The following is a 16682-nucleotide window of genomic DNA, read 5'->3' on the forward strand; positions in this document are numbered from 1 at the left end:
CGGCATACTCTAAAAAATATAATCCTATCAATAACTAATTCCTATTCAACGTGCAAAAAAGGTAACAATCCAACGAATAATATAAATGTAAGTTAAAAATATTACATTCTTCAACATTTATGTATCAAAAATGATAGCTAAATGAAATTATTTGCAGTGATTATTTTGTTAGAATAACAGGATAGAAGCAGATAGGATAATGGTTCTATCCTAAATTGCAAAGAGAGGGAACAATCATGAGTATAGAAAATCAATTAATTAATAAACAATTCCATGACACATTTACAATTAATCATGAACATACACATCCCGTTGAAGTATTAGGGAATGCTTATATGCAAGAGAATTTAAAAGAATCGCCAGATCTGACAATGATTCGGTTTGCACAAGGTGAAGTATATTTTCATCATAAAGATTATGAAGCGGCCATCTTCAAATGGGAAAATATAGATAATGAGTTTCAACCATGGGCACGGAAAAATGTCGCAGATGCCTATTTTGAATTAGACCTCTTAGGTACTGCAGAGGAAATCTATTTATCAATTGATACAGATTCAGATGTATTGAAGATAGAAGTACTCCTCCAATTATTCTCTCTATACATACAACAGGGAAAATTAGAGAAGGCAGTAGATGCTATTAAAAAAGCAGTCTTCTTAAATCCTGATTATCCAGATGTAACAAGAATCGCACGCGTCTTTTTTGAAGACCATCAAGATTGGCAAAATGCAGTGGAATTAGCTGTAAATGAAGCCATGAGAACGCAAGAAATTAGCTGGTTCCACACATTAAAGGGATATGTTATAGAAGGGAAAACGAAAAAAACGGCTCCCAAGTATTTTATTGAGGCCTTAACGATCCTTTATCAAAATGATGTTCGTCAGTTCGAAGCTGTATCTGTCGCATTTTGGCAAAGCTATAAAGGGGAAGAATACTATTTTAACTGGTTAGAAGAATTTAACCAACTCATGCAAAAGTTAGATACACAAAGCGGGTATCATTGGAACGAATTATCGGTTATTTATCATGATACTTATTTCGAATTAATCAATGGCGAAAAACAAATAAAAGAGATTTCAAAAATCGTTCCACCTCATTTACAAAACTGGTTGAGAATCTCTTCAGATACTTACCGCCTTATTGCATCGGCTTCAGTTCTTGCATGGAGTGATCTATTTACTAAGAGTTTTGATGCTGAAGTGATGAATGATGCGGAAAGAATGATAGAAGAAGCAGCGCCAGTGGAGCATACGCTTGAAGAGAATTATCAATTATTCCAATCCATCATGGAGTGGGCAAGAAGACACGATGTATTAATGGGTGCAAGATTTGAATGGATGGTAAAAGAACTACTTGATTTAGAAACAAATCATGTCATCATTGCGGGGATGTCTGGGAGTGGGAAGACTGAGTTTGTCCAAGAATTACTTGGAGATCATGTGAAAGCAGAGAATACAACGGCAACTGTGATGTATAAGCATGCTGACTATAAAGAACTCACTTCCATTTCTGATACTGCTATTATCCCGCTTGACTCTATGGATGATTTAAGAACAGGAGAAAAAAGATCGGAACAAGTATTGGTCGATTATAAACATTCTCTACCTTTCCTATCGCAGCAAAGAATGGCGGTCATGGATACACCGGGCCTCTCTAGCAGTAACAAGTTTAGAAATGATGTATTTCAATATTTGCATTTTGCCGATAGCCTATTATTTATCCTAAATGCTGAGTACCCGTTAACAGATAGAGAATTAGATGTTGCCGTGAAAATTCGAGAGCAATCACCTAGTCTACCGGTGCATTTTATTTTAAATCATATGGATGCAGCTAGTAGTGAGGAAGAAGCCATGCAGTGGATGGATGAAACGGCTGATAGAGTGTCTACTTATTTTCCAAAAGCAACAATCTTTGCTTACTCACCGCAATATGATCCTACAGAGCAGTTAAAAGACTTTGCAGTATTTTTAGCTGGGTTAAATGAAGGACGTCATTTAATGCAAGAGCGGACAGAGAAGATGCTGCATTATATTCAAAAATCGATTAAGTTTCTTCTTGATAAACGAGTAGAAAAAGAAAATGCGCTAATTGATGATATGAACTGGCATGAAGAAATGTTAACAAAGTTGAATGGTGCTATTCATCAATTAGAAGATATGGAAGAAGAAAAAGTGAAAAATATCAGTCACTCTTATCGTGATATTAAAAAGACGATGGAAGATAAGCTAGCTGCAGCTATTCCAGATATTTTACGTGAGTGTAGCCAATTGATTCGAGAAGATAGTGACTTCAGTAAGCTTCATATTGAGTTGAATAATGAAATGAATGAACGAGTCCAACAGTATATATCCGAAAAGGTATTACCGGAATATAGGGAATCCATTCAAGCTTGGATTATGGAAAGTGAGCAAGAATTTTTGACAGGCCAGGCTTTCTTAGTAGAGATGGCGGATAGCTTCAATGAATTATACGGCTTTGAAAAATTACAATTAAACTGTGATTTCCGTATTCTCGAAGATTGGAAGCGCGATGCTGATCGCCTGACTCACGGTACTGTAAGGTTAGATAAAGCGAATATTATGCTCCGTCATACACCAACGCAAATGCTATTGAAAAGCGCAGGGAAAATCTTTGGACTCATTCCACAAAATAAAACAATGCTTTACAATAAGTATAAACAATTTGTTGACAATGAGGACTATCGTGAAGTAGCAAGTCAAATTACAGACAACTTTATTCAGCAATTTGAACTATTCGAGAAAGCGTTGGATCGTGATATTCAAATGTTTTTCCAATCACCATTTGCGGTATTAGAAGAAACAGTAAAAGAATCTCATATGACAATTGCAAATGATAACAAAGAACTAGAGATAATGAGAAGTAATCCAGCAATCTACCATGATCCATTAAAATTATTTGAGTTAAAATGGAAGCAATATGAATGGATGACGGAGAAGTCTCAAACACCAAAGCAATATATTTAATCAATATAGCTGATAAAATACCCGTATGAATGAACTGAAGCACCGTAGACTATGTCTACGGTGTTTTTAGATAAGTTTCCTAATGTCAGTAAAAGACAAAAGTACTGAAGTAAGGAATGGAGTAATAGTTGCGATAGGAAATAACGATTAAAGGTTGTTTAGAAGTAGTACTTCATTTATTTTCAACTAGCTGTTGTTAAGAAAAAGCACATCAGTTGCATTTGAAGAAAAATGAAGGGTATTTCACTGGTTTACTTTACAAAAACAAGAATTTTTCGTATTGAAATTTACTAACAAATTGTTCATTTCATCACATTTATGTCCTTTCTAAAAATACATTTGTTCTCACTGAGTAGAAAAAGTTCTTGATTATTTCTCATTCAGTAGTAGAATGAAGATATAAAATAGAGAATAAATTGGGAGATGTCTTGATGAAAGTTGTTAAATTTGGCGGTTCATCGCTTGCCGATGCTAAGCATATAAAGCGTGTGTTTGATATTGTGCATTCTGACAATGAAAGAAGAATAATTGTGGTATCGGCTCCGGGTAAAAGACATGAGAATGATACAAAGGTGACTGATTTACTTATTTCATGTGGTTTGCATGCAATCAATAATGAAGATCCGAGTCCTTATATTGAGCAAGTGGTCGCTCGGTATAAAGAAATTGCTGACGACCTTATACTACCGCCAACCATCATTGAGACGATTCAAAATGATTTATTAGTGAGGCTGGCTGGAGATAAAAACAACCCTGAACAATACTTAGATTGTATAAAAGCAAGTGGAGAAGATAATCATGCTAAATTGGTTGCATGCTATTTTCAAGAACAAGGCGTGAAAGCTAAGTATATGAATCCTAGAGAAGCAGGGCTAATTGTTTCAAATGAGCATGGCAATGCGCAAGTGTTACCTAAATCTTATGAAAAGCTTAGACGTCTACGTGAGTCTTGTGAACTGATTATTTTTCCAGGATTTTTTGGTTATGGCCAAAATGGAGGGATATTTACTTTTTCTCGTAGTGGTTCTGATGTCACCGGGTCGATTTTAGCCTATGCGGTAAAGGCAGATGTATATGAAAATTTCACTGATGTGGATGCAGTCTTTTCAGTGAATCCAACTTTCGTTGATCAGCCAAAAGAAATTAAAGAATTAACTTATCGAGAAATGCGCGAATTATCGTATGCAGGTTTTACTGTTTTACATGAAGAGGCGCTTATACCTGCCATTCAAGCAGGAATTCCTGTGCAAATTAAAAATACGAATAATCCCAGTGCAAGAGGCACGACGATTTTACGGACAAGAAAAAATCAAAATGGTCCAGTTGTCGGGATTGCGAGTGCTACTGGTTTTTGTAGTATTTATGTCAGTAAATATTTATTAAATCGTGAAATCGGATTTGGTCGAAAATTATATGCCATTTTAGAAGAGTTCGGGATTAGTTATGAACATACACCATCTGGTATAGACGATGTAACTGTCATTATTAAAGAGAATCAACTACAAAAAGATGAAGAAGAAGTTTTACTTAAACGTTTAGAAAGTGAATTAGTAGCCGATGAAGTACATATTCAACATAGTTTGGCGTTGATTATGGTTGTTGGCGAAGGTATGCGTCATAACATTGGCACGATGGCTCGGGCTGCGAATGCTTTAGCCAAAGCGGATGTTAATATTGAAATGATTAACCAAGGATCTTCAGAGGTAAGTATGATGTTTGCGGTTAAAGAGGTAGATGAGAAAAAAGCTGTTCAGGCATTGTATGAAGAATTTTTTGCAGAGGTCGCATTACCAATTGGATAAAGCTAAGTTAGGGGCCTTTAGGGAAACCTGCCTATACACTGGTAGAAGAGTGTGTAGGCAGGTTCTTTGTTTTTAGCGATACCCAAGTTACTGCATGTTTAATGAATACTCCGAGTAGTTTCTGTTATATCCACATGCGTGCCTCTATTTGTTTAACATATATCCCGTTTCCAGTTTTCTAAAAATATATTTACTTAGCTGGTACAAAGGACTAATATATTCTTTAAACAGTAGTAAAAAACACGCATCATTATATTTATTCATAAGCATATAGTATCTCAGGGCAACCACCTAGGTGATGAAAATAATAAGGGGGCAAGTGATATGAGCACAGAAATGTTTATTCAATCTAAAAGTCAAATGTTGGCCACTTTATTAGAGCTTGTGTCCATTGATAGTGTTAGCCTATCACCAGGAGAGAAATACTTTCCTTTAAGAGTGGAACAAGTATTAAAATCTTTACCTTATTACCAAAAATATCCCGGGTATGTAGTAAATCATCCGACTTCAGATGGTCGTTCTATATTAACGGCTCTATATAAAAATAACTTAGCAGAAAAAACGGTAGTGATGATTAGTCATTTTGACGTAGTAGATATTGAAGACTATGGTGATCTGCAGCATCTCGCTTTTAATCCTGTTGAATTGACGAGAGAGCTGCATAATCGGCTTGATACCTTACCGGAAGATGCAAAAGAGGATTTAATTAGTGGAGATTGGTTGTTTGGTAGAGGTATGATGGATATGAAATGCGGATTAGTTCAACATATGTCTTTGTTAGAAAAAGCGGCGAATGAAGACTGGAACATCAATTTGTTATTAGTAGCTGTCCCAGACGAGGAAGTGAATTCAGTTGGTATGAGAGAAGTGATTCCAAGATTAGTTTCTCTTGGAGAAGAACATCGTCTCAATTATACATTATATTTAAATTCCGAGCCGATGTTTTCTCAAGTTCCCCAAGATGATAATCATTACTTTTATACAGGAACGATAGGCAAAATTATGCCGGGAGCATTGTGTTTTGGGAAAGAATCTCATGTCGGCGAGCCGTTTTCTGGGATGAATGCTTGTTGGATGTCATCTATTTTAACGAATGAAGTTGAGTGGAATGAAGAGCTTTCAGAGCAGGTAAATGGTGTGATGTCTCCTCCACCGACATTGCTTTGGCAACGAGATTTGAAAAAAGGCTATACGACACAAATTCCTCATCGCTCAGCAAGTCTTTATAATGTGTTATTAATGAAAAGAAATCCTGTTGATGTCATGCATGAAATGAAGGAAGTGGCTATAAAGGCCGCTGATAAAATGGAAGCATTTATAAGAGATAAATATCGATTAAATGGTTTGGATGAGTCACAGTTATCACATATTCACGTTTATTTGTATGAGGAGATCAGGGCTTACGCAGTCAAGAAAACAAGTGCAGAGTATATAGATATATTAGAGCAATCGATTGCCAAGGAGACTGAGGGCGATATTCGCGATCAAACGATACAAATTGTCGACCAATTGGCAATGCTGTGTCAAGAATTAGGTCCGATGATTATTTTATTTTACGCCCCACCGTATTATCCTGCTGTTAATTCCAGTGAGAATGAGTGTATTGCTGAATTATCTTCTTCTTTAATAGCGTTTGCTGACACAAAATATCAAGAGCGTATTCATCCAGTCAATTATTTCAATGGTATATCTGATTTGAGTTATGCAGGCCTACATGCTGATTTAAAGGATATGGATATTTATAACGATAATTTGCCAGGAGGAGAGAAATTGTATTCCATCCCATTTAAGGAAATGGCAAAGATAACTGCCCCGGTAATTAATGTTGGACCAATGGGAAGGGACGCACATCAAAAAACAGAGCGTCTGCAAATTCCTTTTGCTTTCGAAACTTTACCAAAACTATTAGCACATTTAATAAAAAAACATGAACAGCAAAAAAATGATTGACAGCTGAGGTATGTTTGCATATGATAGAGGTATCAAATGAATAGCATCTCCAAAGGGGAGTAGCTTTTACAGCAAAGTCGTCAATTCGGAGTATCATGCTCTCGGCTTTGTTGGCAACAATTCTGATCGTTGTTAGCAAGACCTTTACCAAATTCGGTGAAGGCCTTTTATGTTTTAAACCTTTACCGAAAATCGGTAAAGGTTTTTTGTTTTTAAGTGAAATAAACAGGCAATGTTAAGCAAATGCTAATACTGTTTTTCTTACTTGAAGACGATATTCGCAGGGGATGTTACATATATGAAGGAGGAAAATTCATTTGGAAGCAGCATTATTATTAGAGTATGGTTGGGTGCTTTTAGTTCTTATTGTATTAGAAGGATTATTAGCAGCGGATAACGCACTTGTTCTAGCCATTATGGTCAAACACTTACCTGAAAAGGAAAGAAAGAAAGCATTATTTTATGGTTTAGCTGGAGCGTTTGTATTTAGGTTTGCTTCATTATTCGCTATTTCATTTCTTGTTGATGTATGGCAAATTCAAGCATTAGGTGCAATTTATTTAATCTTTATCGCAGCGAATCATATATTCCGGAAGTTTCTGGTCAAAAAGCATGACGTGCCTGATCCTTCAGCCAAGCCGAAAAAGAAATCAGGTTTTTGGATGACGGTTTTTAAAGTTGAGTTAGCTGATATTGCCTTTGCAATTGACTCAATCTTGGCAGCAATTGCTTTAGCAATGGCATTACCACCAACTGGTATTGGTACAATTGGAAGTATGGATACAGGACAATTCCTCGTTGTATTTGCAGGTGGTATGATCGGGCTAATTATTATGAGGTTTGCAGCTAATATCTTTGTTGACTTACTTCATAAACGTCCTGGATTAGAAATTACTGCCTTTTTGATCGTCGGTTGGGTAGGTGTAAAGTTAGCAGTTACAACTCTTGCACACCCTGCACTGGCTGTATTACCGGAGGGATTCTCTCATTCAACCGTTTGGAAAGCAACATTCTACATCGTTCTTATTCTTATCGCAGTAGGCGGTTGGTTTTTATCTAAAGAAAAAATAGATGAAGATGGAGCTGGAGACGACGACCGTTTAGATCAGGCATTAAAGGAAGAAAAAGAACAATTGTAAAATTTGAGTGGGTTACCAAAAAAAGCGTTCACCTCATTAAAAGGTTGAACGCTTTTTCATATCATTAGATAAATCTAAATTGCTTTTATACAACTGCTTATATAAAAAGTAAATAATAGGCATCCCAATAATTAATACCGCAAATTCGCCAATGGCAGTTGTGAGCCATGTGAATAAGAACGGAAGGCCAATAGCAAGTTTTAACTGTAAGGCGATAATCCACATCATTACAGTAAAGACGATGGTGTTTACTAACATCCGTAACCAAATATTCTTAACAAATTTAAAAAGTACCAAGCTAATTAGTAAACAGATAATGGAATGGGCGACCCCAAATGTTAAATCAAATGGCTTCATTGGTGAAAATAATAGGTTCGTTAAGAAAACACCAAGGACAATGCCATAAATAAATTTACGGTTTAAAACAATGAGATGATTAAATATCTCAGCAAAACGAAACTGAATAGCTGAAAAAGCAATTGGCTGTAATACCATTGATATGGCAATATACATAGCAGCCAAAAGACCATTAGCTACAATCATTCTAATATTCATTTGATTACACTCCTAGTTTTTTATCGTGGGATGGTTTCGAACCACGTCAACAATAGGTTATAATATCAGGTTTTAGGAGTGTTTGTAAATGGTATTTTTTGAAAAAATGATAAGGCCGCTAGCACTTTTACAGTAAAATCCTCATCAACTTTTTTAATTCCCTTATAAAGTGCATGTATAGGTTATATGTACATCAGCATGCCCTTTAGAGAAAGACTTTTATAAACAAAATACTTCCGTGTGTGTAGTCCGTGAATTGATATTTCATCTATATCTTTATCTTTAAGCAAATGACTAGGGTCTTATTTACACCAGTATGATTAAAACTTTTAATTTAGATTAGGGTTAAGAATATTTTCAGATGTTACTTCAAATAAGTTCTTTAAAATATCCATAGACGCTTATCCATCTTGCGTTTTTAGTCTAGTTGAATTCACATTATCTTCTATCGGATACTTAACATCCAGCTTTGGCTCTGTTACTCTTTTAGCACTAAAATCCGATACGTTTTTCTGCATTGAATGCACTAACAAGAAGCGATATCAACTTCAATTATGTTAATCAATATTTTAAGAATGAGTAAAAACCTTATTAAAAGGATACTTTCTAAACGTCAAGAACATACTATTAGTGTATAACTCCTTCCAAGTAGATCTCCTCTAAGTGGGAGGTTTACTTTTTTATAAATATTTTTCTGATAAAAGGGGAAAATATTTACGACTTAAGAGTCAATAATTTAAAAGGAGTTGAAAGTTATGGCAAAAAGGTTTTTATTCATTCTTTCAAGTATCTTATTGTCTTTCTCATTAGCAGCATGTGGAGCGAATGATAATCAAGATCAGAATCCACCTCCAGAAACCAATAATGGTGTAGAAAATGATAATAATGGTGATGAGAATATACCTGGAGTAGATGAAGATGATACTATGTTTAAAGATGATGAAAAAGATAGTGATCCTGACCCAGAAGATGCCGTTGAAGACCCGGAAGATATGAATGATAATAATAATCGAGATGAATAAAACTAGAGCCCTTCTCAATCGAGATGGGCTCTTTAGCTAGTAAAAGACCTTCTTTTTCAATTAGAAATTTTTATCAATAATTAGTATTAACTTCTGTCTACTCTTATCCAATTAGAACTAAAGTTGAATGTTTTTATGCAAGAAAATGATTCTTTCTATTTCTTCAAAACCATTTTTCTTATAAAATTCTTCTGCAGGTATACCTCTATCTGTGAGAAGTGTAATGTTACTTATATTACTGTTATGAAGCTCTTTTATTAAATGATTTAACATCGCTTTTCCAATACCCTTATTTTGAATTTGTGTTTTTACACACATTTCATTAATAAAAAACTCATCTCCGCTCCACCATACTCTTTTTACACCAAGAATAAAGCCGATAATTTCGTCGTTTTCTACCGCTAAAATGCCTAAAAATCCAGGTGTCTGATAAAAACTCAGTAAATATTTTTTAGCCTTTGTAAATGTCCATTCATCATTCCAAGGCTCATCATTGAATACTTCAATAAATGTTTCTGTGCATTTAGTTAAATCATGCTTTTCTAATAGTTTAAATTCCAAGGTAAATTCTCCTTATCGCTAAATGTATTATTAAACCAGCCAAACCGGTTATTTATGGATTATTCTACCACAGAAAATTTGCTTATTTCGCTTTCGTAGTTAATTTTCTATGTCAGGGACCTTAGCTAAAGAGGGCAGGTTACATTGATAAATAAGAAAATATAATATAAAAGGGTATTTATGTCAATATGTTTTTGATATACCAGATAGTTAATGAGTCTATGAAAATTATCCTATATGAATACAGCTCATTATTGTTTGAATATGTTATAAAACAGTATTTAATAAGGTTTGTTTAATTGTTAAAATTTTGTGAAGATTTTATGACATAATTATATAAAGATAGCATTTTGGTTCAAAAGTCTTGACATTTCTTCTGTTTCATATTAATCTGAATTTAAAGAAAACTCAAAAGGATTTTGTATGGACAATTAAATTTGTCAGAAAATCTTACAAAACTGTTTTCTTCTAAAAAGATATGCACTTTATTTTCAGAAAATAAAGTCATTTGAATAAGGAGAGAAATATTTATGAGAAAGAAAAAGTTATCATACATCGAATTAGTTCGTCGTAATAAAGAAGAGTTATTAAAAAATCCAGATCAGCTTGAAGTCATCGAAAAACGTTTAGAAAAAAGGCATGAAAAAGCGAAATAAAGCTTTTATATAGAAGGGGACCAGGATAATTATTATTCTGGTCTTTTTACTTGTAGTGAATGGGGGAACCTCGTTTTATTGTTTAATTTAATATCTAGTTCCTCTCAACAGGATGGCTGGATGGATTTTGCCCATTTTTTATTTACTATACCACCAACTCCCATTAAAAATATCTAGTGGTTTATGAGGCAAATCGACTAGTTACCCTGCTAATGGTTGTTACTAAAAAACAAGGAAAAGAAGTGAGTAAAATAAAAGCCGCTCAAGTAAAGTGAGCGGCTAAATTAACGTATTTATTTATTTTTATAATAGTCAAAGAAAGCTTGAAAAATCTCTAATCCTTGGAAAAATAAAAGTGTAGTTGCAGTTATTGAAAACATACTAATCATAATCATACGAACAATCATTATCATATCCTCCTTAAATTTGTGTTATATTCTTACAAATTTAAGGAATAATTAGAGATAATTAGATTGGAAGAAAATCGGCTGCTTATGTCTACTGTTTTGCATAGAAACATAAGCGAGTTGGCAGATGCCAAGTAAGAGTAAGCTGATGAGTATCAGTGAAACATGCTCGAAAACAAGAGGATGTTTTTTGAGCTCATCTTTTAATGGAGAGGTATCACTTAAATGGGAGTCGTTAAAGACTGCGTGCTGATGGTCTCCCCAAGTGCTCAAACTTGAATGATCGCTAGGATAGTGGACAACTAAAAATGCACAGAACATGATAAGTAATCCAAAAGAGTATATCTTTTTGCCAGTCATCCGTACCCCACCTTTCTTTCAAGTTACTATTCATTATACCCACTTTAGCTGATTTGTAAAATAAAAGAATAAGAGAAATCATCCATCTGATTCTTCCACTTTCAATATAATTTATTAATCACATTCGAAAAGATGACTAAAAGTAAATAGTTAAACGTATCATTTTTTATTCTTATAATTGCTCTAAAACAAGTGGCTATGAATTTTTATGTCTTTTATCCATGGCGAATCTAGAATTTCAGCTCGTGCAGTCATTTGTTTTTTACTGAAAACTGAAAAGGTCTTGCATTTAAATCGGGGAAATTCATTTTGTTTCCTCCAAAAGTAAGCATTTTATTTATAATATAACCATCAACATCAACAAGGAATTTTACAGGATATAACGATGGGAAAAGTTTTTGACATTTCAAATAATAAGGAGTATAACTAGTTTTATATTTTCATAAAGAGGTGTCATAATGGAATGTTATCAAAAAAATATTAATGGTCGAAGTATACAAATAGCTGATTACCCAGGTGAGAAAGGGACGATAATTGCTGTCCATGGGTTGACGGGTAATTATATGCAAATGCACTATTATGCAGAAAGTTTAAAAGATTATCGCATTGTCAGTATTGATGTCAGAGGTAGAGGGCAAAGTGCGGATGCAGATGAGGATACGAGTATATGGAAGCATGCTTTAGATGTTGAAGCATTGATTAAAGAGTTAAATATTGATCAACCAATTTTGATGGGGTATAGTATGGGCGCTTTTATCTGTTCTATTGTGGCGAGTAGACTTCAATCTGAAGTTCGAGGATTAATCTTGCTAGATGGTGCAGCGACATGTACACCACATCAAAAGAAGATTGTTGAACCTTCTCTTGCCCGATTAAGCAAAGCGTATGAAAGTGAACAAGCATACTTAGATGAGATTAAACAAATTTATCAAAACTTAGGTGTACCTTGGGATGATCATATGCAAAACGTTGGTTTATATGAGATTCATCAAATCGGTGAAAAGTGGAGAAATCATGCAAGTGAAGGAAAGATTAAAACCGATTTTGAGAGTTTCTATACATTTGATCCTAAAGAAATATTTAAAGAAGTGACTTGCCCAGTATTTCTTGTTCATGCAGAGGGTGGAATTGGTGCAATGGATCCGTTATTTCATGCAGAAGATTATGTTGATACGATGGTATATGCGAAGCAAATAGAGAAAATAACGACACCATGCAATCACTATACATTAGTGTTTACTTCAAGACCAGAAATCTACAATGGCATAAAAGCTTTTTTAAGAAATATTGATGCGACTAGTTGAAATTTTTCAAAAGTGGTGTAAAATAAAAACAAACAGAATGAAAGCCTATTCATTAGCCGTTAGAAAACGAACTTTTTTAATTAAGCTATTGGACATACTGGCTACTTTAAACTCTTCAGACTCTTACCCTTTTTGTAGGCGTCTCGTTTAAAGTAGCCTTTTTGCGTATAAATAAACATTTATAAAAAGGTGGGATATTAATATGAGTAGTAAGGGATTGGCCTATTTTAAAAAAGTATATGATCAAGTTCCTGGATGGGTACAACAGATGCATGATTATAGTCCAAACATGCTCGATCAGTATACAAGTCTCCGTGGGGACATTATGAAACCAGGCGCATTGTCTGTAAAAGAAAAAGATATATTACTTGTCGGTATGAATGCGGCAAGATTATATGAAAGGAGTATGGTCTACCATACGAAAGGTGCTATAGATGGTGGAGCCTCGTTACCGGAATTAGCAGAATATTTATTAGTTAGTTATTTATATAATGGAGAACAAGCTCTTCTAACTGGTTTAAAGTCCATGCAATATGCTTGTGAGTTAGTCGGTGACGAGACATTAGACCGAATAAATATAGATACTGTTGAAGAAATATTGTGTCAATATATACAAATGATTGGTAGTGAGAATGCTGCGTTTATTGAGAACGTGCTGCAAACGAAAAAAGATGGCGGAGATATGGAAGAGGTCATTCTTCGTGATGGTCATGTTTCTCGTAAGAACAAGCTTTTATTAATGAGCGGTATTTATATTACTATTCTCAATGGTAAGATAGCCGGAACGTGGATGGAAAAAGCGAGAAGAAGTGGGGCAGAAGAGCCCGAGTTAGCTGAAACAGGTGCCATTTGTTTATTGACAGCCGGTATTCCAGCTTGGTTCGAAGCAAGCGACTCTTTAAGAATGGGGCAGGAGCAATGAAAATTTTTTCTACGGCAAAAGAAGCAATTGAAAAATTGGAAAGCAATCAAACAATCATGGTTGGCGGCTTTGGCTTGATTGGTGCACCGCTGACATTAATTGATGAACTTACACAAAAAGATGTCTCAGGCTTAACAATTATTTCTAACAATCTCGGCGAAAAGGGAAAAGGATTAGGGATACTCGTTAATCAAAAGAAAGTAAAAAAAGGAATTGGCTCTTATTTTACGAGTAATCGAGATGTGGGTGATGCCTATCAAAGAGGTGAGTTAGAGCTAGAGCTTCTTCCACAAGGAACTTTGGCAGAATCGATTCGTGCAGGTGGTGCAGGTATTGGTGGCTATTACACGAAAACCGGTGTAGGCACGGAACTTTCCGTAGGAAAAGAAGAAAAAGAGATTAATGGTGTGAAATATATTTTTGAACCCGCATTAACAGCGAATGTAGCATTAGTTCGTGCATGGAAAGCTGATACATTAGGGAATCTTGTTTATTACAAAACAGCTAGAAACTTTAATCCGATGATGGCGACAGCTGCTGATTATGTGATTGCCGAAGTGGACGAAATTGTGCAACCCGGTGAACTATCTCCAGAAGAAATCATTACACCCCATCTATTTGTAAATGGGATCGTGAAAGCAGCGAAGATTTTAACGAAAGATGGGGTGAAAAGTATTGGATAAAAATGAAATGCAAAATTTAATTGCTAAACGTGCTGCTCAAGAACTAAAAAGTGGCTCAGTTGTCAATTTGGGGATTGGTATTCCGACTCTTGTTGCCAATCATATTGCAGATGGTGATATATTTTTCCATACAGAAAATGGCTTATTAGGGGTAACGGATGTTAACGAGGCTGATATTGACCCAAATATAGTGAATGCTGGTAAGTTACCTGTAGGTGAAGCCATTGGAGCTTCATATTTTAATAGTGCGGAATCCTTTGCTATGATTCGTGGACAACATGTAGATGTGGCGATATTAGGTGTATTACAGGTGGATGCCAAAGGGTTAATTGCCAATTGGGCAGTGCCAGGAAAAAATATTATGGGTGTGGGGGGTGCAATGGATTTACTTACAGGGGCAAAGAAAATTATTGTGACTATGTCTCATACATCCAAAGATGATACGAGCAAAATTTTAAAAGAATGTACTTATCCAATTACATCCACAAGAAGTGTCAATTTAATTATTACCGAGCTCGCTGTTTTTGAGGTGAGAAATGGAGAATTATACTGTATAGAAATTATGCCAAATAGCTCTATTGAAGAAATAAGAGAAAAGACGAAAGCTCCTTTTAAGGAAGATTGGCATAATAACGGGGGGCAAGCGCGATGAAAGATGTAGTGATTGTGGAAGCGAAGAGGACAGCAATTGGGAAACTTGGTGGTAGTTTAGGTAATGAAACGGTCGATTTCTTAGCTAGCCATGTACTTAAAGGGTTAATGGAAGAGATGAAGGTACCTAAAAATGAAATCGATGAAATTATTATCGGACAAGCAAAACAAAGTGCAGATGCTTCTAATTTAGCCAGGCTAGCTACATTAAGAGCGGGTTTTCCTGAAAGTATACCAAGTTATACTTTACATCGCCAATGTGGCTCAGGAGTACAATCCGTTCACTCAGCTGCCCAACAAATCATGAGTGGATTCGCCGATGTTGTCATTGCAGGTGGAGCGGAATCTATGAGCACAGCACCATATTATATGCGGAATATTCGCTTCGGCCTTAAGTCAGAAAATGGGCTTTTACTTGATCCCAATACGGAAAGTCAGCCTGGTTCACAACCTGTGGAAGAATATGGTCAATTAACGATGGGGATGACAGCTGAAAACTTAGCAGAAAAGTATCGAATTTCAAGAATGGAGCAAGATGAATTTGCGCTAAGAAGCCAAGAAAATGCAAGGTCAGCTATTGCTGCTGGTTTTTTTGAAAAGGAGATTCTTCCTTACACTGTGAATGAAAGAAAAAAATCGTCTACTTTTATGGTGGATGAGCATCCCCGTGTAACGACAATAGAAAAACTCTCACAGCTGAAGCCCGTATTCAAACAAGGAGGGACAGTCACTGCAGGTAATAGCAGTGGTAGAAATGACGGTGCAGCTGCATTACTCTTGATGTCAAGGGAGAAAGCAGATGAGTTCTCAATTCAACCGAAAGTGAAAATCATTGCTCAAGCAGCTGCTGGTGTTGACCCTAGATATATGGGGATAGGTCCTGTACCTGCCACACAAAAGGCGTTAAAACAAGTTCATTTAACAATAGAGGATATGGATATTATTGAGTTAAATGAAGCTTTCTCAGCTCAAGCTCTAGCTGTTATAAAAGAGCTTGGATTACCCATAGAAAAAGTAAACCCGAACGGAGGGGCCATTGCTATGGGGCATCCAATTGGAGCTACTGGATCAATTCTTTTAACAAAGGCTATCTATGAACTTGAGAGAACAGGAAAGAGATATGCTCTTGTTACACTTTGTATCGCCGGTGGACTTGGTATATCCACCATTATAGAAAATTTACAAATTTAACCAATGGACATCGATTGACGGTGTCCTTTTTATTTTGAAATAGTCATTCATACCTGAAAAATGAAACTTCTTTACGCACAAACCGTATATATATAAAGGTTCGTACCAAGAAAGTAACTTCATAAATGAATGAATATAGGTCAGGACTTTGCTTTTTGATAAGTGAAGCATTACCTCATTTGTTGTTTAAGAGTAAAGGAAATGCTGTTTGAACATAGAATATAGTAAATAAGATCGATTTGTTAGAGGAGGGATAGGCAGAATGATTATTGGATTAGTATCAGTCATAATGATTTTTGGTATACCGATTGTTGCGATTATTACTAGCCATTTAAGTTCTCAAACCGAATTAAAGGCGAAAATAATTGAAGATCAAATAAAATTAGAAGAACTAAAACATCAAAATTATTTATTAGAAACGGATAAAATGAGAAGAGAATTAGAAGCACAGCTCAAACTCGATGATAAAAAGTTAGTATAAGTGAAAACAAAGAG

15 protein-coding genes and 1 riboswitch are annotated in these 16682 nt (G+C 35.3%); of the genes, 12 read left to right on the forward strand and 3 right to left on the reverse strand.

Annotated features, from left to right (window positions below):
* The first annotated feature begins 236 nt into the window (after positions 1-236).
* From LG276_RS05685 to LG276_RS05700, 4 genes are all read left to right on the forward strand, one after another.
* Positions 237-2984: a GTP-binding protein gene (locus LG276_RS05685; RefSeq protein ID WP_341104006.1), complete on the forward strand. Its 2748-nt coding sequence runs from the start codon at positions 237-239 to the stop codon at positions 2982-2984.
* A 431-nt stretch (positions 2985-3415) separates the two neighbouring features.
* Positions 3416-4786, forward strand: coding sequence for an aspartate kinase (locus LG276_RS05690; protein ID WP_404293776.1), 1371 nt, complete (start codon positions 3416-3418; stop codon positions 4784-4786).
* Positions 4787-5110: 324 nt separating this feature from the next.
* Positions 5111-6736 (forward strand): M20/M25/M40 family metallo-hydrolase, encoded by a 1626-nt coding sequence (locus LG276_RS05695; RefSeq protein ID WP_224934884.1) that lies wholly within the window; start codon positions 5111-5113, stop codon positions 6734-6736.
* A 317-nt stretch (positions 6737-7053) separates the two neighbouring features.
* Positions 7054-7875, forward strand: coding sequence for a TerC family protein (locus LG276_RS05700; protein ID WP_224934886.1), 822 nt, complete (start codon positions 7054-7056; stop codon positions 7873-7875).
* A 36-nt stretch (positions 7876-7911) separates the two neighbouring features.
* Here LG276_RS05700 and LG276_RS05705 read toward each other — a convergent pair whose 3' ends face one another.
* Positions 7912-8430: a QueT transporter family protein gene (locus LG276_RS05705; RefSeq protein WP_224934888.1), complete on the reverse strand. Its 519-nt coding sequence runs from the start codon at positions 8428-8430 to the stop codon at positions 7912-7914.
* A 6-nt stretch (positions 8431-8436) separates the two neighbouring features.
* Positions 8437-8481, reverse strand: a riboswitch (PreQ1 riboswitch).
* A gap of 704 nt (positions 8482-9185) precedes the next feature.
* On the opposite strand from LG276_RS05705, the gene LG276_RS05710 reads away from it, so the two are divergent.
* Complete coding sequence (locus tag LG276_RS05710; RefSeq protein ID WP_251162862.1) at positions 9186-9452, forward strand: hypothetical protein; 267 nt, start codon at positions 9186-9188, stop codon at positions 9450-9452.
* 117 nt (positions 9453-9569) lie between these two features.
* On the opposite strand, the gene LG276_RS05715 is transcribed toward LG276_RS05710, so the two are convergent.
* Entirely contained in the window at positions 9570-10013 is a 444-nt protein-coding gene (locus tag LG276_RS05715; protein ID WP_224934892.1) for a GNAT family N-acetyltransferase, read from the reverse strand.
* 530 nt (positions 10014-10543) lie between these two features.
* Between LG276_RS05715 and LG276_RS05720 the strand changes: the two genes are divergently transcribed.
* Positions 10544-10669 carry an FbpB family small basic protein gene (locus LG276_RS05720; protein ID WP_095370308.1) on the forward strand — a complete coding sequence of 42 codons (126 nt, stop codon included), beginning with the start codon at positions 10544-10546 and terminating at the stop codon, positions 10667-10669.
* Between the two features lie 458 nt (positions 10670-11127).
* Here the strand turns inward: LG276_RS05720 and LG276_RS05725 are convergent, their stop codons facing one another.
* Positions 11128-11436 (reverse strand): hypothetical protein, encoded by a 309-nt coding sequence (locus LG276_RS05725; protein WP_095370307.1) that lies wholly within the window; start codon positions 11434-11436, stop codon positions 11128-11130.
* A gap of 458 nt (positions 11437-11894) precedes the next feature.
* Between LG276_RS05725 and LG276_RS05730 the strand changes: the two genes are divergently transcribed.
* The 6 genes from LG276_RS05730 (at position 11895) to LG276_RS05755 (ending at position 16668) form a co-directional block, all read left to right on the forward strand.
* Positions 11895-12740: an alpha/beta fold hydrolase gene (locus LG276_RS05730; protein WP_404293780.1), complete on the forward strand. Its 846-nt coding sequence runs from the start codon at positions 11895-11897 to the stop codon at positions 12738-12740.
* A gap of 202 nt (positions 12741-12942) precedes the next feature.
* Positions 12943-13662 carry a carboxymuconolactone decarboxylase family protein gene (locus tag LG276_RS05735; RefSeq protein WP_404293783.1) on the forward strand — a complete coding sequence of 240 codons (720 nt, stop codon included), beginning with the start codon at positions 12943-12945 and terminating at the stop codon, positions 13660-13662.
* Complete coding sequence (locus LG276_RS05740) at positions 13659-14345, forward strand: CoA transferase subunit A (RefSeq protein WP_289433040.1); 687 nt, start codon at positions 13659-13661, stop codon at positions 14343-14345. The genes LG276_RS05735 and LG276_RS05740 overlap by 4 nt, the downstream gene beginning before the upstream one ends.
* Before the next feature lie 7 nt (positions 14346-14352).
* Positions 14353-14997 (forward strand): 3-oxoacid CoA-transferase subunit B, encoded by a 645-nt coding sequence (locus LG276_RS05745; protein WP_224935716.1) that lies wholly within the window; start codon positions 14353-14355, stop codon positions 14995-14997.
* Positions 14994-16187, forward strand: coding sequence for a thiolase family protein (locus LG276_RS05750; protein ID WP_404293786.1), 1194 nt, complete (start codon positions 14994-14996; stop codon positions 16185-16187). Before LG276_RS05745 ends, LG276_RS05750 begins: the two co-directional genes overlap by 4 nt.
* A gap of 262 nt (positions 16188-16449) precedes the next feature.
* Complete coding sequence (locus LG276_RS05755; protein ID WP_263624089.1) at positions 16450-16668, forward strand: hypothetical protein; 219 nt, start codon at positions 16450-16452, stop codon at positions 16666-16668.
* Positions 16669-16682 lie beyond the last annotated feature (14 nt).

The sequence above is a fragment of the Cytobacillus kochii genome (assembly GCF_044790165.1).
Classification (GTDB): domain Bacteria; phylum Bacillota; class Bacilli; order Bacillales; family Cytobacillaceae; genus Cytobacillus; species Cytobacillus kochii.